The organism is Corynebacterium glucuronolyticum DSM 44120 (assembly GCF_030440595.1).
GTDB lineage: Bacteria > Actinomycetota > Actinomycetes > Mycobacteriales > Mycobacteriaceae > Corynebacterium > Corynebacterium glucuronolyticum.
The window spans coordinates 1,288,888-1,309,470 of record NZ_CP047452.1 but is presented as its reverse complement, the minus strand read 5'-3'; the positions used below and the strand labels follow the sequence as shown (position 1 = coordinate 1,309,470).

Genomic DNA, 20,583 nt, shown 5'->3' with positions numbered 1-20,583 from the left:
TATGATCTGGGCTACACGAGTAGTTCAAGACGGCCACTGTTCCAAGCGCAGCAGCTGGTAGGAGAAGCTAAACCACCCTTGACAACCGCTGTCGCTCGGACAGAACCGACGGCGATTGCGGTGTGGCTTTCGCACCTTTGACGATCAACCGTCGGATACAAGCAGGTGATACCAGTGCACAGGGTGTCAAAAACGATGCTCTCAGCAAGACTTCGGCTTGCCCCGCACAGAGCGGATTGTCGATCTAGGAATCTGCCTCTGCCACTGCATCGACCTGCGTCAAATTACCTGCTAGTCACCGGTCAATGCACGAAACGTGATGGTGTAGGCGACAGACCGCCCTGGTGGTAACTCGACCAAACCGATTCCGGAGCGCAATGCGTCTGGCGGGGCGGACATGGGTTCCACGGCAAGAGCTCTCCCCCGACCGGGGAATCCCTGCCCATGATCGGGGTCAGCAGTAAAGATCTGGAACCAGGGAAGTGTTGGGCTTGCGGTCATCTCCACGCCCTTGCCACTACTGTGGACGAGACGGATTGTCCGGTCTGCGGTAGCTTTTCGCGCGTCGACGAACGCGTGGTCCAGCCACACCCCCTGCATTTGCTGACCCGAGTCAAAGGACAGACTCTCGGGCAGACGGGCTGTAGCGCTCGGCCAGTCTGTCTCCTCGCGGGGCAGGTCCTGCGTTCCGTTACTTGTGTCGGTGCATTCTGCAAGTGGTACCAGGCGCAGTGGCTCCAGGGGCAGGTTACGTTCGCTGTCGAGTGGCAAACAGTCGGTGACCGGCACAAAAGCTGTGCACTCATCGATGGGAGTCCCCCACGCGTTGAGATAGGTGTGCACGCCGAAGGCCACCGGAATTGTCTCCTCGGAGTCGTTAACCAGCCGGTATGTCGCGGCTAGGCCACTATCCTTGCGGAGTTTGAAACTGGCGGTAACAGTCATTGCCCACGGCCACCCTTTTGTCGGAGCGATGTGTCGACAAAGCTCGCCGGCGGCTGCAGCGCAACGGGATACATCGCCGGTGTCTGCGTTATCGTCCGCAATTCCGGATGCTTCTGTTTCTAGCTCAGCTGCACTTACTGCCTCTTCCCAGGGGCAAAATCCAACAAGTCCATGGATCGCGTTAGATCTCTCTGGCTCCGTGAGATCCAGCTGGTGGGTCTCTCCGCGAAAATCGAAGCGCCCGTCGCGGACTCGATTTGGCCACGGAGCAAGGACGATCCCGGCACAAAATGGGATGTTTCCCGATTCGTCGCCTGTGGCCTCTCCCCCGTCGCCGACGGTTGTCGTATCTGCTAAGGGATACGTATCTGTCAGGGGGTGCCCCTTGTAGGTCAGGCTTCTTAAAGAGGCTCCAACGTGATTGATCCGTGCCTCATAATCCCCCGCCGTGAGCACTAATTCTCTTCTGGCACAGCTGGAATTGGCAGCGGTGGAGTTCCCGCTGCAGCCTGTGGTCGACCCCATGTTCTCGGTATGGTCGTTCGTTCCAGCATCGGTTTTCAGGTCAGTCATATCCAACCTCCACATCGCATTCCCCGTGTGGCAGAAGACACCCCGCTTTCAGACGGGGAAGTCTCTCGCATCGCGATGCCGCCGCCTTCTGCACACTGCTTTGTGCTGACCCCGCCATCGCCTCCCGTATCTTCCGGGAGCTCCCTAGGGAAAATTGTTCAGTTTCATAGTAACGTTTGTGCAATTCCGGATAAAAAGCCTCCGGCGTTGCGTACCCCCGCGCTTATCCTCAACCAAACCGCGCGATGTTGACTGTTGTCGCAACATCCCATGCCCCTAACATGCCTTTCTCTCCAGCCGTTCCCAGGGAACCAAAGAATCGTCACCTTTGAGCTAGTTAACTCACTACCCCCAAGTGTGATGTAACATGCATTTTTGCGGACACAACTAGATGCAACCGGGAGCAAACGGGGCTACAGCTCCCGCTGACACGGTTTCTAGGACACACCCGCCCCACGGAGGTCAACCTCTTAACTGAAGCTTTTTCACTGTAGCTCTCAAGCTGAGCAATTTAGCTGCAGCCCTCTAACTGCAGCTCCAAAGCTGCAGCCCTCTAACTGCAGCTCCAAAGCTGCAGCCCTCTAACTGCAGCTCCAAAGCTACAACTCTCTAGATACAGCTCTTTAGCTCTCAAACTACCTACTTCCGCCTGCATCCCCTCACACCCGCACTATACGTGATTCGCGCACCCGAATCCGTAAACCGCATCCGCAAACCACATCTGCGAACCACAGCCACACCCCGCATCTCTCCCGTAACCACACCTCCCCATCCCCCATTTCCGGACGCAGAACACTCAAAGCCATACAGGGCTGCTCAAGGCTTTTTGAGACTTATCAAGACATAGGAAGAGGCCTGCCAGTGGCAACAGCCACTGGCAGACCTCCATCCCATCTTGATCCTGCGTATTTACTTAGTGCGCGTATTTGGCGCCACCGAAGTTCTTCTTGCCCTTGCGGAGTACAAGCCAGGAACCGTGGAGGAGATCGGATTCCTTTGGCTTCCATTCAGCATCCTCGATGCGCTTGTTATTGGCGTAGGCACCGCCCTCCTTAATCGCACGGCGAGCAGCACCCTTGGACTCAGCAAGACCCGCCGCTACGAGAAGATCCACGATGGTCGGTTCGTCGCCGGCGCTCACCTCCGCAACGGTCGTCTCGGCGAGCGCACCTGCCAGGGTCTTTTCGTCAAGGCTGTCGAGTTCAGCTTTACCAAACAGCGCCTGCGTTGCGAGCTCCACGGCCTTAGTCGCCTCCTCGCCGTGGACGAGAGTGGTGAGTTCCTGAGCCAGGCGCTTCTGAGCCTCGCGCTTGAATGGCTGGTCAGCAACCTTTTGCTCGTACTCAGCGATTTCTTCCTGGGTGAGGAATGTAAACCACTTGAGGTAGTTGATGACGACCGAATCGCCGGCGTTGATGAAGTACTGGTACCAGGAGTACGGGCTGGTCAGTTCCGGATCGAGCCAGAGCTTTCCGCCACCGGTGGACTTACCAAATTTCTTACCCTCCGCATCGGTGACTAGCGGCACCGTAAGACCGTGAACCTTGCGGCCGTCCATACGACGGTTCAGGTCAACGCCAGAGACGATGTTGCCCCACTGATCGCCACCACCGATCTGCAGGCTGCAGTTATAGGCGCGGGCAAGATGAACGTAGTCATTGGCCTGCAGCAACATGTACGAGAACTCTGTGTAGCTCATGCCGTCGTTTTCCAAGCGACGCTTCACTGTATCGCGGTCGAGCATGACGTTGAGGGAGAAAGACTTTCCGATGTCGCGCAGGAACTCGATGACGTTCATCTTCGAGATCCAGTCAGCGTTGTTAAGAAGCTCACCTTTTTCGCCGTCGAGCTCCACAAACTTGCTGATTTGGCCCTGAATGCTGGCGAGGTTCTCTCGAACGGTTTCGTCCGACAGCATGGAGCGTTCGCCGACGTCGCGCGGGTCCCCGATCATGCCGGTGGCTCCGCCACCGAGAGCAAGAACGTGGTGACCGGCCTGCTGGAAACGGCGCAGCATAATAAGCGGCACGAGGTGCCCAGCGTGCAGCGACGAACCTGTTGGATCGAAACCGCAGTACAAGGTTATCGGTTGCTCGCACGCTTCTTTTAGCGCGTCGAGGTCTGTGGACTGGTTAATAAGTCCGCGCCAGGACAGTTCCTCAATAATGTTCATGGAAGTATGTTCTCCTTATCAGATCGACATTCTCGGGTGGATATCTTCTATTTCTCAGGTGGATATCCTCTTGCAAGAGCAAAGGAGTTACAGAAACAAAGGAGCGCCTTCACAGAGGGGAATTTCCCTCTTGCACTCTTGGTTCTCCTGTTTTATTAACTCTCCACGGTGCCATGTTCGCCACTCGCTGTTCCAGTGCTCCTTGCAGAGATCTCCGCGCCTGCGCCTTAGTTCGCGTCCGCAGCCGCAGTCCCTGATGCTGGGTACGGCTGCGCTTCCGATTCAAGCAGCACGGGGATGGAATCCTCGATGCGATAGGCGATCCCCAGCCGTTCGTTAACCAGCAGTTGCTCGTCCTCCAGATATCGAAGTGGACCTTTGTCTTTCGGGCACACCACTACATCCAATAGCTTGGGATCAATACTCATAAGCTGTGATTGTACATACTTCCCCCGCGCACGTTTGCTGTACCCTCTCGCCCCCGGCAGACCTCCGGAAAGTCAAGGTATAGTCCTTGATTTTAGCTTGTCGATGCCCCCGTTGTACCGCTACTCCCTCTTCACTGCCCTAGAGGATTATCCGTTCACAGCCATGTTTAGGCAGTACTTTAGGCTGTGCGCTGTTCAGCTGTGAGATCGCCACCGAGGTTTTGCCCGCAGGTGCCTGCAAGATCGTTTGCGGGGCGCGAACAGATGAGCCGCCATCGGACTGCACAGCGCCGTTTTGCCCTTGGCATGAGTACTGCGCACCGATGGCGGCCAGCCATTTAATTCACCTGTGTTTCGGCTTCCGGAGTCACCGATACGCCACCGGGAAACCCGTGGCTTTATCCAGATGCTGAAACTGCCTTTTAGTTATCGTTGCCGGGACTGTGGGATGCCCATTCTCTCAGTTCTGCTGTGATGGCTTCTACGCGCTGACGCTGCTCAGCCACTCGCTCTGGTGCCGTGCCGCCATAGCCTCGACGGGACTGTACCGCACCTTCCACAGTGAGTACCGAGCGAACCTCTGGGGTCAGACGGGGATCGGCTGATGCCAGCTCTTCGTCAGTGAGATCGATAAGGTCGACACCGTGCGCCTCAGCAAGGCGGACACACTCACCGGAAGCCTCGTGCGCTTCACGGAAGGGCACCCCTTGCCGGACCATCCACTCAGCCAGGTCGGTAGCCAGCGTGTAGCCACGCGGGGCGAGCTCTCGCATTCGCTCCTCGTGGAAGGTCAACGTGGAAACGAGGCCCGTCATCGCCGGTAGCAAAAGATGCAGCTGGGACACAGAGTCAACGATCGGCTCCTTGTCTTCCTGCAAGTCACGGTTGTAAGCAAGTGGCTGCGCCTTGAGCGTGGCCATCAGTCCGGTGAGGTTCCCAATAAGGCGTCCAGTCTTGCCACGGGTCAATTCCGCAACATCGGGATTCTTCTTCTGCGGCATGATCGACGACCCTGTCGACCACGCATCGGACAGTGTGACGTATCCAAATTCAGGGGTAGACCACGCAATGATCTCTTCCGCGAGGCGTGACATGTCAACAGCGATCTGCGCCAGCACGAACGCCGTCTCCGAAGCAAAATCACGAGATGCGGTTCCGTCAATAGAGTTTTCCGCTGCTGCATCAAATCCCAAGTCTGCGGCGATTGCCTGTGGGTCGAGATCCAAAGTGGAACCAGCCAGCGCACCCGATCCATACGGCGACACAGCAAGACGCTTGTCTAGATCCGTAAGGCGCTGCACATCCCGGATAAGTGGCTGCGCGTGTGCCAGAAGCTGGTGCGCGAGAAGGACAGGCTGAGCCGCCTGGAAATGTGTCTTGCCAGGCATAATGGCCGTCTCGTGGGCTGAAGCCTGGCCCACGAGGGCGTCGACAAGCTCCAAAGCACCGAGCGAGACCTCCCGGACGGCATCACGGACCCACATCCTAAAGAGCGTTGCTACCTGGTCGTTACGGGAACGGCCGGCGCGAAGCCGCCCACCTACTTCGGGCCCCACTCGTTCGATGAGGCCACGCTCCATCGCACCGTGGACATCCTCATCTTGCGGATCCGGCTGGAATTTGCCCGAAGCCACATCCTCGCCGAGCCGGTTCAGCCCGTCGATCATGGTGGCAAAATCCTCGTCGGACAGGAGACCTGCCTTGTGAAGAACCTTTGCGTGGGCCTTCGATGCCCGCACGTCGTACGGTGCCAAAACCCAGTCGAAGTGAGTGGAAACGCTGAGCGCAAACATTGCTTCCGAGGGACCGCCGGAGAAGCGACCGCCCCACAGAGCACCCTTGTTAGTCTTGTGGCGATTATGCATAAGACAAACTGTAGCAGTGCAACGGACGGACAAGTTTTCCTGGGCGTAACGGTTTTCGTCGACTGGGCTGAACGATTCACCTACCGCCACATCTGCTGCGATCTAATCCTCAAAAGCCGGATATTCCCGTAGCTTTCTCTTCGCCCTCGGATTCTCCTCGTTATCGGCACCTTTGAGAACCTTATTATTATCATTACCTGCTGCTGCGGAAGACGATTCGATTTGCTGGGTGAGCGTGGGCGAGGCGAATTTACTTTCCAAACTTTTGGCGTTCGAACTTAATGTATCGAGACTGTGCCTGATGATCCCGTCCCTGATCCGCTCTACGGCCTGGTCAAGCGAATGAATCGACTTCACGACACTTTCCACCGCATCTGGGTGGAGCTTATTGGGCACATCGATGTAGTCTCCAACAACTTGCGGAAAGTAGACGTTCACTACATCATTCATAGTTAGCTGATGTTCGGGCTGGCCTTCGAGGTCATCCCAGTTTGCTAGCACGTATTTCGTGTTGCGCTGGAGATCCTTCGCCGTATCCATAACGCGGTCCGGCACCTCAGCTTTGTCTAGCTTCCGCATCGTCGTTGTTAGCGTCCGCTTGAGACCGGTTTGTAACGGAATAGCCTTCTTTTCAATAGCCGGTGGTTGCTTCTTTGGAGTGAGCATGACACCTGCACCCCAACCACAAATCGCCACAAGTGGCCACAGCACACCTAACCCCACAACGATGTGCACGATGATGACAAGAAAAGCGACTACTACGCCGACGAGGTTTTGACGAGAGCGAAAAAACGAAGAGTCGGCATCCGTTCCCGTCTGCTTCCTATGCGATGTTGATGTGCGTTTACTCACGAACTTCCCTCATTCCTTCTCTCACTCCTTCATCTGTCGTTGCGTCAAACACCTGTCCACCTGTTATTTCGGCGAGCGTATCCATCCACTCGGTATGAGCCGGATCAAGCAGGAAGATATAAGCGGGGTGTGGGCCTGACTCTTCTGGTAGAGAGTCAACGTTCGATTCGAAATTCTCGCATTCAGGGTCGTCCTCGTCAGTTCCTGTTGTAAATATGACGGCTGGCACTGCATTTCCCATCCCGTCGGCTCCCAAAAGACCTCTAATGAGTGTTTCGCAGGTTGAAATCTTCGGGCCAGTATTCAGCCCGTTGGCAAAGTCTTCCAATTCCCGATAGGAGTCAGGATCTTCTGGGTCGTACGCGACGTAGCTCGGTCCAGAAGACTGCGGTGTGAGACCGAAGAAGGAAATTTTATCCCCCGGCCTGAATGCATACTCACCGTAGGACGATTCAAACATCCCCTTGGACAGCTCTGCGAGAATTTCTTTCGTCCTTTCGAGTGGCTGGCCTTCCATTGAACTGGACGTATCGACAGCGATAAACATCTCATGTGCAGGGAACTGCTGGAAACTCGAGGGAATTCTCAGCCGATTCAAAATCCGGAGATCCTGTGGGAAGGGAATTTCGAAGACTGGTTCTTGGCCGTCACTTCCCTGGCCACGCACCGGGCGGAGACTTTTCTTAGCAAGCAGTTCCCTGTGGTCTAGGAGATACTGAGCTAGTGCTTCTACCTGGCTCTTCGAGCTTTTACGCGCGGGTTTCGCGAGAGCACTGAGAGGATAATCGGCCATGATCGACCCGTCTGCGGGAATGACGAGCCGTAGCGGAATGCCCTGGTCGATGGTGTTCAGAATTTCTGCCTCCGTACCGATCACCCCGTCCACGTGAAAATCCCCATCCGCCAGCCTATCGGGTGTCGCAATCCAGCCTCCTAAGGCTGGGGATTCCCGATCGACAAATTTTCCTAGCCGTGGAAGAACTGTACTTATATCATCTTGTGTCAGCGCCATCCCTGTCCCAGACAAGGACGATGCTACGGCAACGCGCGCAGCATCCCGCGCAAAGGACAAAGATTCGAAATCGAGCGCGTACGTGAACGATTCGTTTGCTGCCGCACCAGCAACGTCACTCCACGTAGGCGTAACACTGTCCCAGCCATTCTGCTTCGCCGTTTCATCCCATACCCCAATCGTGACGGGACTGAGAGCGACTGATGTGGCCGAAGAGAGCTTTTCTGAGGCCCCAGCGAGGTCTACATAGCGGTTGGTAGCGAATAATGTTGCATCGATTTTTCCATCGTAGAAGCCCTCGGACAGTCTATTCGTACATTGTGGGGTTGAGGAGCACCGCTCAATTTCGACGTCGATGCCGAGCTCATCGCCAGCTATCTGCAACGCTAACGTGAGAGGGGCACTCTCTTTTGAAATGAGGATTTTCAGAGGTTTCTGCGATGCCTCGCCGCTTTCTTTCCCACTGAATGCCTCATCTAATCCGAATCCCTCGGGAACGGTGCAAGCAGAGCAAAGTAATAGGGAAAAGATGCTGGCTATAACCACCCACATCTTCCTCGCATCGCCCTTTTTGTTCCCAGCGCCCTTTTTGTTCGCAACGCCCTTTTTGTTCATGTCCATTTTGTTTACATGTGGTGCGGTCATGTCACTGCGCCCCTCCAGTGCCCGTGCCACCTGCGTACGCGTTGCTTACCTGAGTGATGAGCGCCTCTAGCTGGTCGTATGACGGCACAGGAACCGTGTCAACTATCGTCTCTGGAACAGTGAACCCCTTTTCTGCTGCCACCTGGGGAAGCGAGCCGGACTGAGTCGGGCGGAAACCGTGCCGCGCGGCTAGTTCTTGAAGCTTAGGATCCTCAGCAAGCAGATGAGCCAGCAACTTTCCTGATGGTGTCCGGCCAAGGATCGTGTGGGAAGCGACGACGGTCGGGCTCGGATACACTAACCGGTTTTGCTCGCCGAGACGAGAATGATCGGCCATGGCCTCCTCCAAGTACTGAGCTTCGTAGATCATAACCATGGGCGCAGCTCCGATCCCCTTACTCAGATAGTCCTGAAAGGGGCCCGCAGATGAAGACAAGGTGTATCCCTGCCCTGAAAAGAACGGACCGATGTCGTTCGCCAACATGTTTACATCGTTTGCGGCATCTGGGTTTCGTTCAGTGAATGCCCAGCTGAGCAGCGACAGATACATCGCGGCAGAGTTGGACTTACGAATATCGGTGGAGGAAATTTGCACAGTTCGGGAGGAAGGGATTTCCGGCCCGAGATCACGCCACCGTTTCCCCTCACTGGAAAGATCGATGTACGCCTGCACGTCCAGGATCGCCTGATCCCCTTCATAACGCACCACCCCGGCCCGCTCAAGCACATCAACTACAGGTGTAAATGTAGCGATCGCCATGGGAGAATAAAACGGTTCGTTTTTCTCTGCGCTTGGCCACTTTGCAGCAATTTTATCTGCCGCTGGTGCAGATGATGGAAAAGCAAAGTCTATCGCCATGAGATCATCCCGCGTAGCGATCTCACGAGATCCTGCCGTCTCGACGCTGACTATTAACCCTAGCTCCTTCAACCGAGCTCTCACTTCTGGATCGTCAAAAAACGGTTGCTTCTCCGATCCGATGAGGCCGCTGACGAGAGTCAGTCTGTTGTGCTCCGATCCAACGTCGAGTCCCCCGAAATATCTATTCGAAAGCAAAAGAAATTCCGGAGATTTACCAATGAAAACCAGAATGATTGCGAGAACTAGTAAAAGTAGCCCACCTCGAATCCCAGACTTCTGCCCATTTTTCGGTTTTCCTTTAGCACTCATGTCCGCATTGTAAAACCGGTGCCCTTACTCCGCATCCGGAGGCGATCCAGATCACACTACCTCAGGGGTTGGTTCCGTTCCCCTTTAAGCGTGAAATTGTTCCTTCGATCACTTGTTCTTATCACCACTCGTCGATATCGGGGGCACGCGCCATACCGTCTGCCCACAGAGAGCTATGTCCTTGCTATGCCGGTGAAAAGATGTACGGGAAGCAGAGCAATAGCACCCAACCCCTTGCACCTAACACCCGTCACCCAGCGCCCCTCACCCAGCGCCCACTGCGGAACCGCTTAGGTTCGTAAATAATTCTCTTAGCTCAATGCGGCATAAAAATGCCTGTGCAGGGAAATTCCCGGCACAGGCATACCGTAAATACCTATCGGTCGCCCCGCTTACCAGCTCATACAGCTGCACAGGCGATGCCACGAAAGTCACGCCCAACAAAACATCAACGGGATTTTCGTAACGGCTACTCCAACGGCTATTAATTCCGCTGACTATTAGAAGCCGTGGCCCTCGCGATCACGCTTAGAAGCAATCTGTGAGGACAGACCGTGGAGCTTCACAAAGCCCTTTGCGTGGGACTGATCAAAGGTGTCGCCGGTGTCGTAGGTAGCGAGATTAAAGTCGTACAGCGACTGGTTGGAGCGACGACCGTTGACCGTGATCTTGCCAGCGTGCAGAACCAGGCGAATGTCACCGGTGACGAAGGTCTGCGTGGACTGGATGAACGCGTCGAGGGAGCGCTTCAGAGGACCGTACCAGAGACCGTCGTAGACCTCCTCGGACCAGCGGGCGTCGATAAGCCTCTTGTAGCGAGCAAGCTCACGCTCGACGGTGACATCTTCGAGAGCCTTGTGCGCAGTGATAAGGATCATCGCGCCCGGTGCCTCGTACACCTCGCGGGACTTGATGCCCACGAGGCGATCCTCGACCATATCCAGACGACCAACGCCCTGGGCACCCCCACGACGATTAAGCTCTTCGATGATCTGCAGGACGCTCATCTTCTTGCCATCGATAGCTGTGGGCACGCCTCCCTCAAAGCTGAGAACGAGCTCATCCGGGGCGTTGCCCAGGCCCGGATCCTCGGTGTAGGCGTAGAGATCCTTGGTCGGCGGGTTCCACAGGTCCTCGAGGAAGCCGGTCTCAATCGCGCGTCCCCAGACATTCTGATCAATGGAGAACGGGGACTTCTTGGACTGCTCGATTGGCAGATCAATTTCCTCAGCGAAGGCGATCGCTTTGTCACGTGTCCATGCGTAGTCGCGGGCGGGGGCGATGACCTCCAGCTCCGGTGCGAGGTTAGCAAAGCTGACCTCAAAACGAACCTGGTCGTTACCCTTGCCAGTGCAGCCGTGGGAGACGTGCGTGCCACCGTGCCCCTTAGCAGCCTGAACCAAGTGCTTCACAATCAGAGGACGCGAAATAGCAGACAGGAGCGGGTACTCCCCCATGTACATACCGTTGGCCTGAATCGTTGGCACACAGTATTCCTCCGCGAACTCATCGCGGGCATCGACGACAATGGCCTCAACGGCACCACAGTCGAGAGCGCGCTGGCGCACCGTCTCAAGGTCTTCTCCGCCCTGACCAAGGTCGATGGTGACGGCAACGACCTCACCGCCGGTCTGCTTGGCCAGATAGGGGATGGCGACGGACGTATCAAGTCCGCCAGAGTACGCGAGTACAACGCGAGTGGTCATAAAAATCTTCTTTCTAACTGCGATTTGTTTTGGTCTATTCGGATGTCCACGATGGCAAAGCAACCGTCCACAGGGTGACTGTAGCAGCCGACCAATACGGTGCGTAGCTGTATCTCATTCAGGTGCGACTTCCGCATGATAAATTCCAGTTAAACACCAATTTGCACTGATCCCCGGCACACCTGTGCTCGTGTCTGATAGCTTCTGCTACCAACTACCACTATCACCTGGTGCACCTCTCATGGCCGGTTATTGAAACACGAGTTGTTTACGCCCGAACGAGGGGGTGCTGCTTCACAGCTCAAAAATACAACCGGAAAACAGCTTACTCGAGCCAACACGCATGACATGAAGGAGCCGATTGCTCACCTGTGCCACCGGTTTGCTTAGCGCTTGAGGAAGATGTCTCCCAAATCCGCACCTGATAGCGGTTCGCGAGCGAGCACAAAGATAGTGTCATCGCCGGCAATACAGCCAACTACCTCGTTAAGCCCCACCCTGTCAATAAAGCTAGCAAGGTATTGGGCTGCGCCCGGAGGGGTGCGAAGCATCGCAATGTTGCCCGAGTGGTCAACACTGACAAGCATCTCATCGAGCATACGCCGCAACTTTTCACGTGGACCATGTGGCGACCCGCTCAGGTCTGTCTCCATGGGGCCGACAGCATAAAACGCACGACCATTGTCGGGACGAATCTTCTTCGCCCCCAGCTCGTCGAGATCACGGGACAACGTAGCCTGCGTGATATCAATTCCGTCTTCCAGAAGCAGCTCAGAGAGCTGCACCTGGCTGGATACCCTGGATTTGCCCAGGATTTCCAGGATCCGCGCCTGGCGGGCGGTACGTGAAACAGGATTGGACATCGGCGATCTTATTTATTCCTTTTCTTCTAAAGCCGTCCTTCCGGAGGCCTCGTAACGGTTTTAGGGCTAGCCCGATTGTAGTACAACCTGACTCATTTTCATACATCGGATAGCATACTATCCAGAGTGTAACAGAATATAGGCGAGGTGCACGCATTTTTCCTTTCATATTCTCACTCCTTTCCACCGTTTCATTCACATTATCGGCAAATCGGTATGGGACTCGGTAAGAGACCAGGTCCAGCTCCACATTCCGATGAGCCTCGTGCCGTGGTGGACGGCCTCACGAACCAGCGGCTCAGTACCCGTGCCCCCTACCCTTTCAATGCCATACCTCCTCGGACAGGCCAAAGACGACAGAAACAGAAAGGTGGGGACGTATCCCCGTAAAGGTTCCATTCAACCAAAAGCGGTGGGACCCACACTGTGGGTCCCACCGCTTATCGTGTTGAGCTGGGGAAGAGTCTTACTTCGCAGCTTCCTTTTCGGCCTTGAGAGATGGTCGGTTGGGGTTCATGGCCAACATACCGAGCGCCACAATTGAACCGCCGATAATGTTGCCGATTGTTACCGGCAACAAATTGTCCCAGAGAAAACCACCCATGGTGAGGTTAGATAGATCCAGGCCGTTCGTGGCCGCAATGATGTCTGGGTTACCTTGCGCCTTGAGAAGAAGACCGAACGGGATCATGAACATGTTCGCCACGGAGTGTTCAAAACCGGAGCCGACAAACAGAGCGATGGGCAATGTCACAGCCACAATTTTGTCGGTAAGGCTGCGACCGGCAAACGAAAGCCAGACGGCTAGGCACACCATGACGTTACAGAAGATGCCGAGCAGCAGGGCTTCGAACCAACCGTGGTTCACCTTGGCCGTCGCAGTGGAAACGATGACCGCGCCCCATGCACCGTCCGCCTGCTGTGCCGTGCCCGCACCGTACAGACCGAAAACAACGAGTAAGGCACCGACGAAATTGCCACAATACACAACGAGCCAGTGAGTGAGCAGGCGGCTCGGGGAAAGTTTGTTCTCAATGGCGAGCAACGTGGTCATTGATGTGGAGGTGAAAAGATCTGCACCGGTAAGCACGACCATTCCGAGGCCACAGGAGAAGACGAATCCACCGAGTAACTTCTTAATTCCGAATGGAACATCCCCCATTCCCGTGTTCACGGTGGTGAAGAAGACGAAGCCAAGCGCAATCATGGCCCCGGCGAACATCGCGGAGATAAAGATCGTGCCAAGGCCTTTCGAGGCCTTTCCTTTTAGCCCCTTTTGGGCGACATCGATAATCTGTGGAGGTGCTACTGCAGATACGTAGTCTGACACCTGGTACTCACTTTCTTCCAATAAAGGCGTAGATAGTAAAACAATCGCTGCGATGAACGGCCAGCACCACGGGGATGAGGAAACGAAAGTAAACGAACCAGAACTCTCCGATCTGAATACCCGAACTTCGCGTGGGTAACAGTGTATTAGGCCGACCCCATGCATTCTCTACTTGCACCCCCTCTGTGTGGCCCCGGTTCCCCGTTCCCCTCCTTCGCGCGATGTCCGTTCCCCTCCTTCGCGCGATGTCCGTTCCCCTCCTTCGCTCTCGTACCTCCTCTTTAGCTGTCGTCCTAGTTTTCCTGACACCAGGTCTCCGCCTACACAAACCTGAATCTTTACTACCACGTGACCCGGCCAAAAAGGACGGAGAAGGGCAGGAAAAAACGGGGCCACGGCAACAATGAGTTGCCGTGGCCTACAAATCTTGGACTGTACGAACGCTACTCGCCGCGCAAAACGGCTCCGTGACGCTCAGCGGCGAGCTCGACAGCTGCGTGGCGAGCAGCCGAAGCCTCATCGTCGGTTAGCGTGCGGTCAGGGGCACGGAAGGTCACTGCGAAAGCCAAAGATTTCTTGTTCTCTCCCAAGGACTCCGAGCGGTAGACGTCGAAAAGCTCTACCTTCTCCGCAAGCTCACCGGCACCCTCCTGAACCGTAGTGCGGACGGCCTCGGCAGGCACGTCTTCGTCAACGACGAGGGCAACATCCTGGAGGTTCGTCGGGAAGGCAGACAAAACTGGTGCCGGAGCGGACGGCGCGAACGGCAACGCGGAGATATTCATCTCCATGGCGCACGTACGCTTAGGCAGGCCAAGGCGCTCGAGGATCTGCGGATGCAGCTCACCGGCATGTCCAACAACCTCACCATCGACGAGGATGGCAGCACAACGTCCCGGGTGCCACGGGAGGTAGTCGGCATTTTCCACGGTAATGTCCACGTCTGCTGCGCGGGCAACCAGGCGAGCAGATTCGATTGCATCTGCGAAGGTGTACGTACGTCCTTCGCCCCACGGCCCTTCGAACTCCTCGTTTCCGCACCCAACTGTGGCTGCATACAGAGGCTGGGAGGGCAAGGTCTCACGAAGGTGCGCGACTTCTTCATCACTCGGGCGGTGGGAGGTGTCCAACATCGGGGACTTTCCATCACCATGATTGATCGCCACCTGTTCGACACCAAACAGGGCGAGGTCGTGTGCCCCGCGAACAACATTGCGACGGACAGCGTCGAGCATGGAGGGAAGAAGGGTGGTGCCCAACACAGCACGATCGGATTCCAGCGGATTCTGCACTGTGACCACCTGACGGCGTTCATCGTCCTTGTCCAGGCCCCACGTATCAAACGTATCCGTGGCGATGAACGGGGTGGGGAGAATTTCCACGTAGCCGTTGTAGGCGAGCGCGTGCGTCACGTGCCTGCGACGCAGCTGCGACTGGCTGAGGCCGTCGCCGGCGGGAGCGACCGGGATAATGGACGGAATCTTATCCAACCCCTCCAGGCGGGTGACCTCCTCGACCAGGTCGCACTTTTCCTGCAGATCCCCGCGCCACGTCGGAGGAACGACGGTGAGCGTGCCGCCGTCGCGGGTGACGGTGGCGCCGATCTCCTCCAAGCGGCCGACGACAGCATCAGCACCATATTCCACGCCTGCAACGGAGCTGGGGTAGGCGATATCCATGGTGATCGGAGCGGGCTCTGCTACCTCACCGTATAGGAATCGTTCGCCCGTCGCTTCGCCACCGGCGATTTTCACCAGGAGAGCGCAGGCGATGTCGAGCGCTACCTCAACGAGCTGAACATCCACGCCACGTTCGTAGCGTCGGGACGCATCCGAGGAAATCTTCCGGCGCCTCGACGTGCGAGCGACGCGAACCGGCTCCCACACAGCAGCCTCGAAGAACACGTTCGTGGTCTTGTTGTCCTCGATCTCCGAGGTCGTGCCTCCCATGACGCCGGCGAGGGACTGCGGACCAGTCTCGTCGCAGATGACTACGTCCTCCTCGTGGAGCTTGTGGTTCGTGTGATCGATGGCTTGGAAGGTCTCGCCCTTCTGCGCATTCCGGATGGTGAGACCGCCAGAGATCTTATCGGCATCGAACGCGTGCATGGGTAGTCCGAGGAGCAGCATGACGTAGTTGGTCACATCCGTTGGAGCGTTGATCGGACGGAGGCCAGAAAGCATGAGCTCCCGCTGCAGCCAGTAGGGGGACTCAGCCTCGGGGTCGATGCCTGTGACGTGGCGCAGTCCAAAGCGACGAGTCTGCGTCTTAGGGTCGATGGAAATATCGATCGGCGCATGTCCAGTTGCTGCCGGAATGGCCGGCAGATCAAGCCCTGCTACTTCTGGATCCTCGGCCGGATCAACAAAGTTCAGGTTGAAAGCGCTGGCGAGCTCTCGGGTCAGCCCGCGGGCTGATAGCGCGTAGCCGCGGTCTGGGGTGATGTTGACATCGAATACGGTCTCCTTGAGCCCCAGCTTCTCAGCAGCAGGCTCACCGGGGGTGCCGAAGTCGTCGGGAAGCGTAATGATGCCCTTGTTCTGCGCATCGGTGAGACCCAATTCGGCAGCGGAGCAGATCATGCCCTCTGAGACATGGTCGTAGGTCTTGCGGGCGGAAATCTTGAAGCCACCAGGCAGGACAGTGCCGGGGAGGGAGATGACGACGAGGTCGCCTTCCTTGAAGTTACGGGCACCACAGATGATGTTCTGTAGTTCACCGGTACCGTTGGCTTCGCCCACATTGACCTTGCAATTGCGGATCGGCTTTTTGAAACCGGTGAGTTCTTCGATATTTTCCACACGGCCGAAAACGAGCGGGCCGGTCGTCTCCTCGATAGGTTCGTAGCCTTCGGTTTCAAAGCCGACGCGGACGTATCCCGAGTCGAGATCTTCACTGTTGACGGACCAATCGGCGTGATCGGGATTGCTGGCGCGGAGGAGACGAGTGACCCAACCTTGAGAAATAAGCATAATGCGTTGGCTTCTTTCGAACGTTAATTACGTATTTAAGTGTTTATTACGGATGATGTGCCCCACGACCCCATGCGATCAACCGCATGCGAGACGTGGTGCACGGTGCTTCTACGCCTCCTAGGCGCGAACACCAAACGGAGCAGTGAAACGGATGTCGCCTTCGACCATGTCGCGCATATCGCTCAGCCCGTTGCGGAACTGCAGGGTACGCTCCAAGCCCATGCCGAATGCGAAGCCGGAGTACACCTCGGGATCGATGCCTGCTGCGCGCAGCACATTCGGGTTGACCATGCCACAGCCACCCCACTCGATCCAGCCTGCTCCGCCCTTCTTGTTGGGGAACCATACATCCACTTCCGCCGACGGCTCGGTGAACGGGAAGTAATTCGTGCGCATGCGCGTGGTTGTGCCCTCGCCAAACAGGCGCTTAGCCAAGTGGTCAAGGGTGCCCTTGAGGTGCGCCATGGTCAAGCCCTTATCCACGGCGAGCCCCTCCACCTGGTGGAACACGGGGGTATGCGTGGCATCAAGCTCATCCGTGCGGAACACACGGCCAGGGCACGCAATGTAGACCGGAAGATCGCGGGAAAGCAAGGTTCGCACCTGCACGGGCGAGGTGTGCGTACGCAGCACCTGCTTCGAGCCCTCGGGCCCAACATGAAACGTGTCCTGGAGCGTACGCGCAGGGTGGTCGGGAAGGAAGTTAAGAGCATCGAAGTTGAAGTACTCGGCCTCCACCTCGGGGCCTTCGGCGATCTCCCAGCCCATAGAGACGAAGATGTCTGCGACTTCCTCGCTGAGGGTGGTAATCGGGTGCATTGCACCCACCTGGCGTCGCGTGGACGCAACGGTGACATCTTCGCGCTCAGCGACGAGAACCTCAGCGTTTCGCTTCTCCTCGAGTTCCTTCTTAACCTGTGCGTAATGCTTCTCCACTGCGCCACGGGCCATATTCACGAGCCGGCCGGCATCCTTGCGCTGGTCTTTGGGAAGGGTACCGAGCGAGCGGCGCGCCTGCGGGATGGGGGCTGCGTCACCGAGATGATCATGGCGCGCAGCGGAGAGCTCTTCGAGGTTTCCTGCCGCGTCGAAAGCAGCGATCGCCGCATCTCTGGCTTCGTTCATTCCCTGTTCGGTGATCTGCACTTCGCTCACTTTTCGCAATTCCTCTTTTACCGTATGTATATGTACGTTTATGTCTTTTCCTGGAACGGCTCCGCCGGATGAAGTCAACGGTGGTTCCGCCCACGGTCACCTCGACGTTCGTTCCGCCACATCTCCTGGGCTGGCGGTAAAAGATATCCGCGCTGCCCAGAAGTGTTTGTAAAGTATTAATGTAGTCGAGCCTCACGCGTTCTACCCACTCGGTCAGGCATTTCCCTCACCGCTTCGCCGATTCACGCACCGTAAAACAGCACAGTTTTCGCCAGAGTGCTCAGAGATCAGTGGCCTAGGCTCCCCCGCGGGTGTGCCACCACGAATCCGCGTTGCACGCCGTTTTGTTTCCTACCGCGTCGCCGCTGTGCCCTAATTTTGCAGTTCAGGGGTGCCCGTGTAGGTGCCGTACTCATCAGGCTCACTGCTTCTCAGGTCTCCTCATCACGCTTTTCGACGTTTGGTTCCCCCTGTACGCCACATGTCCTGTTACTTCCGAGAATTCAAAAGTGACAGGACACCGACAGGGCAGCAAAAGCGCGTAGAAGGGAGCTAGATGTCCTCCGACCCGCTGGTATCTGATTCACACCCGTCGAGCACGTTTCCATCCACCGAGAGGTCATCGCTTTCGGCCTCACGGTTGCCAGCGGAGAGCTCACCAGCCTCTGCGGCACTGAACTCGTCGGGTTCGGCGATGCTCAACTCGTCGAACTCTGCAGCCTCGGGAACGTCCTCTTCACTTATCTGCCCACTACGCGCGGATTCTGCAGCTTTCGCCTGGTATTTCGATGATTCAAACAGACAAATGGAGGCTGCAGTGGCTAGGTTCAAAGACTCCGCACGACCGCGAATGGGAATCCGGACTCGGTAATCCGCTTGTGCCTGGAGTTCCTCTGGCAGACCATGAGCCTCATTACCAAACAGCCACGCCGTAGGTTGGGAGAGAAGATCCTCAGCATCAGTGAGATCCACCTCGCCGTCCGCCGCCGTAGCGGCGATCGCCAGACCGCGTTCGCGAAGCATACTGACAACCTTCATAATGTTTCGCTCTCGCGCCACGGGGATATGGAACAGCGATCCAGCCGAGCTGCGCGCTGCTTTTCCCGACTGGGGATCTACCGTGTCGCCCGCGAACAACACGCAATCTGCACCCATGGCATCGGCAACGCGGATAAGCGTCCCTGCGTTTCCGGGTTCGTTTGTTTCTACCGGAACGCTGACTAGCTTCGGACGGCCATTGAGCACGTCACGCGCAGACCACAGCACTTCCCGACACACGGCGAAGATACCTGTCGACGTAACCGTGTCCTGGAGGCTCTTTGCTGCCTTTTCATCGATGAAATGCACGTACATTCCCATAGCTTTGGCAGCGGCAACAATATCCGTAAAGCGTGCGGCCGCCGACTTCGTCAGGAAAATGTCGGTTGCCGCACCGGTGGCGACAGCCGCCTCCACGCTATTTTCGCCCTCGACGAGGAAGCGCTTCTCCTTTTTCCGCACTGCGGATCGTTTGAGCTTTGCAGCATTCACGACACGAGGTGTCCGTTCAGTGAAAATCGGCTCGCCGGTAGCGGTCACCTTCGGCTCCTCGTCCTTTACGTGGTTGCGGTGCTCCTCGCCTCCGCGACGAGCACTCTGGCGGGAATCGCGCCGCCCATCGTGATTATCTCTACGGTTCGCTCCCCACTTCTGCGCCTCGCCCCTACCACGTCGGTGTTCACGGGAGCTCCGATTCTCCCGTTGCTCGGACGACGACTGCCGATCCCGTTTGCTGCGCTTTTCGTGGCTGGCTGCGGGATCGTAACTGCCGTATTCTTCGCGAGCGCTACTCCGACGGCTGTCCCGCGCTTCGCTCTCACGCACTCCGGTATCTACCTCGGAGGCGCTGCGATGCGAGCGGGATCGAGCCCTAAACCCGCCGTTAGAGCGAGAAGAATTCCTTTGGTTGCTCACGGGCGCATCGGCCTCCCGTAACCATCGGTGCCCCCGTTGATGACGAGGATGAGGAATTCGATGAACAACCAAACTGAGAGAATACCCCAGCTCACAAGAGCAAAGGGGATTCCGAGGATGCTCACGAAGAGCCCCCAACCGGCGATATTCAGAACTAACTGACCGATGCCGTAGTTAGTCTTTCCCAGGTAGAAGTTGTGCACACCCAGACCACCTACGAATGCAAGAAGAAGCGCAGCGACGATCCAATTCTTGTCGCTGATAGGTGACACGTCCTGAGAAAAACCGTAGGGATTGTTCATGGGAGCTGGAGAAGTTTTGTCGCCCCACTGCTGCCCCGCAGATTGCTGCCAACTCGGTGAATTCCCACGTGGAGGCTCGCTGGAAAAGGATGCCTCGCCAAAACTCGGCAGGTTTTGTGGAGTCTGCCACCTTCCCTGCTCCATAGATGAGGAGCCCGCTTTCTTGCCATACTTACGCTTTATAGGCATGCCATCGCGGTCGAAGTCATCCGGACTATATGGAGACGACATGGTGTTCCTGCTTTCTTCTCTATCGGTTTTCTTCACCAACGCTGTCGAAAGACTACCTGCTTCCTACAAACGCAGACTCCCGGTGATACACGCTATGTTACCGCGACCGTCCCACACCGCTTCCCACACGCCTCACGAACATACCCATACCTCAACACAGACACAGGGTGTCTCCATTATCCGCGCTCACTAGCACCCAGCGATGCCTGATGAAAATTGTCCCTTCCACACCACCGCTAGCGAACGCACTGCCCCTTCCACATCTGCAATGGAGCAATCGCTATCCGCTGTTTAGCCTCCTACGTAACCCTTGCACGTCCATACCATGACCCTAGCGTCAAAAAGCCAATACGTGGCTCACCTGGCCTCCCCTAGCCTCTGCAATGGCCATTTTCCCGTCCTTC

General features: G+C 56.6%; 14 protein-coding genes and 1 pseudogene. 1 reads left to right on the top strand and 14 read right to left on the bottom strand.

Annotated elements, in window-relative coordinates; translation table 11 throughout:
• Positions 1–291: 291 nt before the first annotated feature.
• From CGLUCO_RS05935 to pheS, 12 genes are all read right to left on the bottom strand, one after another.
• Positions 292–1,518: an aldose epimerase family protein gene (locus tag CGLUCO_RS05935; protein WP_232621848.1), complete on the bottom strand. Its 1,227-nt coding sequence runs from the start codon at positions 1,516–1,518 to the stop codon at positions 292–294.
• A gap of 913 nt (positions 1,519–2,431) precedes the next feature.
• Positions 2,432–3,691, bottom strand: coding sequence for a tyrosine--tRNA ligase (tyrS, locus tag CGLUCO_RS05930; RefSeq protein WP_005392426.1), 1,260 nt, complete (start codon positions 3,689–3,691; stop codon positions 2,432–2,434).
• Positions 3,692–3,918: 227 nt separating this feature from the next.
• Positions 3,919–4,119, bottom strand: coding sequence for a Trm112 family protein (locus CGLUCO_RS05925; protein WP_005392425.1), 201 nt, complete (start codon positions 4,117–4,119; stop codon positions 3,919–3,921).
• A gap of 422 nt (positions 4,120–4,541) precedes the next feature.
• Positions 4,542–5,984, bottom strand: a complete 1,443-nt coding sequence (gene argH / locus CGLUCO_RS05920) for an argininosuccinate lyase (RefSeq protein WP_005396225.1) — start codon at positions 5,982–5,984, stop codon at positions 4,542–4,544.
• Between the two features lie 102 nt (positions 5,985–6,086).
• Positions 6,087–6,836, bottom strand: a complete 750-nt coding sequence (locus CGLUCO_RS05915) for a hypothetical protein (RefSeq protein WP_070738988.1) — start codon at positions 6,834–6,836, stop codon at positions 6,087–6,089.
• Positions 6,829–8,493, bottom strand: a complete 1,665-nt coding sequence (locus tag CGLUCO_RS05910) for a vWA domain-containing protein (RefSeq protein WP_232621849.1) — start codon at positions 8,491–8,493, stop codon at positions 6,829–6,831. Before CGLUCO_RS05910 ends, CGLUCO_RS05915 begins: the two co-directional genes overlap by 8 nt.
• A gap of 1 nt (position 8,494) precedes the next feature.
• Positions 8,495–9,664, bottom strand: a complete 1,170-nt coding sequence (locus CGLUCO_RS05905; RefSeq protein ID WP_084036148.1) for a hypothetical protein — start codon at positions 9,662–9,664, stop codon at positions 8,495–8,497.
• Positions 9,665–10,164: 500 nt separating this feature from the next.
• Positions 10,165–11,370 carry an argininosuccinate synthase gene (locus tag CGLUCO_RS05900; protein WP_084036147.1) on the bottom strand — a complete coding sequence of 402 codons (1,206 nt, stop codon included), beginning with the start codon at positions 11,368–11,370 and terminating at the stop codon, positions 10,165–10,167.
• A 386-nt stretch (positions 11,371–11,756) separates the two neighbouring features.
• A complete protein-coding gene (locus tag CGLUCO_RS05895; protein ID WP_005392417.1) occupies positions 11,757–12,233 on the bottom strand; it encodes an arginine repressor in 477 nt (158 codons plus the stop codon).
• A 466-nt stretch (positions 12,234–12,699) separates the two neighbouring features.
• On the bottom strand, positions 12,700–13,563 hold the full coding sequence (locus tag CGLUCO_RS05890) for a formate/nitrite transporter family protein (protein WP_232621850.1): 864 nt from the start codon (positions 13,561–13,563) through the stop codon (positions 12,700–12,702).
• Between the two features lie 443 nt (positions 13,564–14,006).
• Entirely contained in the window at positions 14,007–16,535 is a 2,529-nt protein-coding gene (gene pheT, locus CGLUCO_RS05885) for a phenylalanine--tRNA ligase subunit beta (protein WP_084036145.1), read from the bottom strand.
• A 120-nt stretch (positions 16,536–16,655) separates the two neighbouring features.
• Positions 16,656–17,663, bottom strand: coding sequence for a phenylalanine--tRNA ligase subunit alpha (gene pheS / locus CGLUCO_RS05880; protein WP_198481516.1), 1,008 nt, complete (start codon positions 17,661–17,663; stop codon positions 16,656–16,658).
• A 70-nt stretch (positions 17,664–17,733) separates the two neighbouring features.
• Here pheS and CGLUCO_RS05875 point away from each other — a divergent pair, with 70 nt between their 5' ends.
• Complete coding sequence (locus CGLUCO_RS05875; protein ID WP_005392410.1) at positions 17,734–17,865, top strand: hypothetical protein; 132 nt, start codon at positions 17,734–17,736, stop codon at positions 17,863–17,865.
• A 602-nt stretch (positions 17,866–18,467) separates the two neighbouring features.
• On the opposite strand, the pseudogene CGLUCO_RS05870 reads toward CGLUCO_RS05875, so the two are convergent.
• Together CGLUCO_RS05870 and CGLUCO_RS05865 are read right to left on the bottom strand one after the other, a co-directional pair.
• Positions 18,468–19,271 (bottom strand): annotated as a pseudogene (locus tag CGLUCO_RS05870) (TrmH family RNA methyltransferase); the annotation flags it as partial.
• A gap of 371 nt (positions 19,272–19,642) precedes the next feature.
• On the bottom strand, positions 19,643–20,179 hold the full coding sequence (locus CGLUCO_RS05865; protein ID WP_232621851.1) for a TM2 domain-containing protein: 537 nt from the start codon (positions 20,177–20,179) through the stop codon (positions 19,643–19,645).
• Positions 20,180–20,583 lie beyond the last annotated feature (404 nt).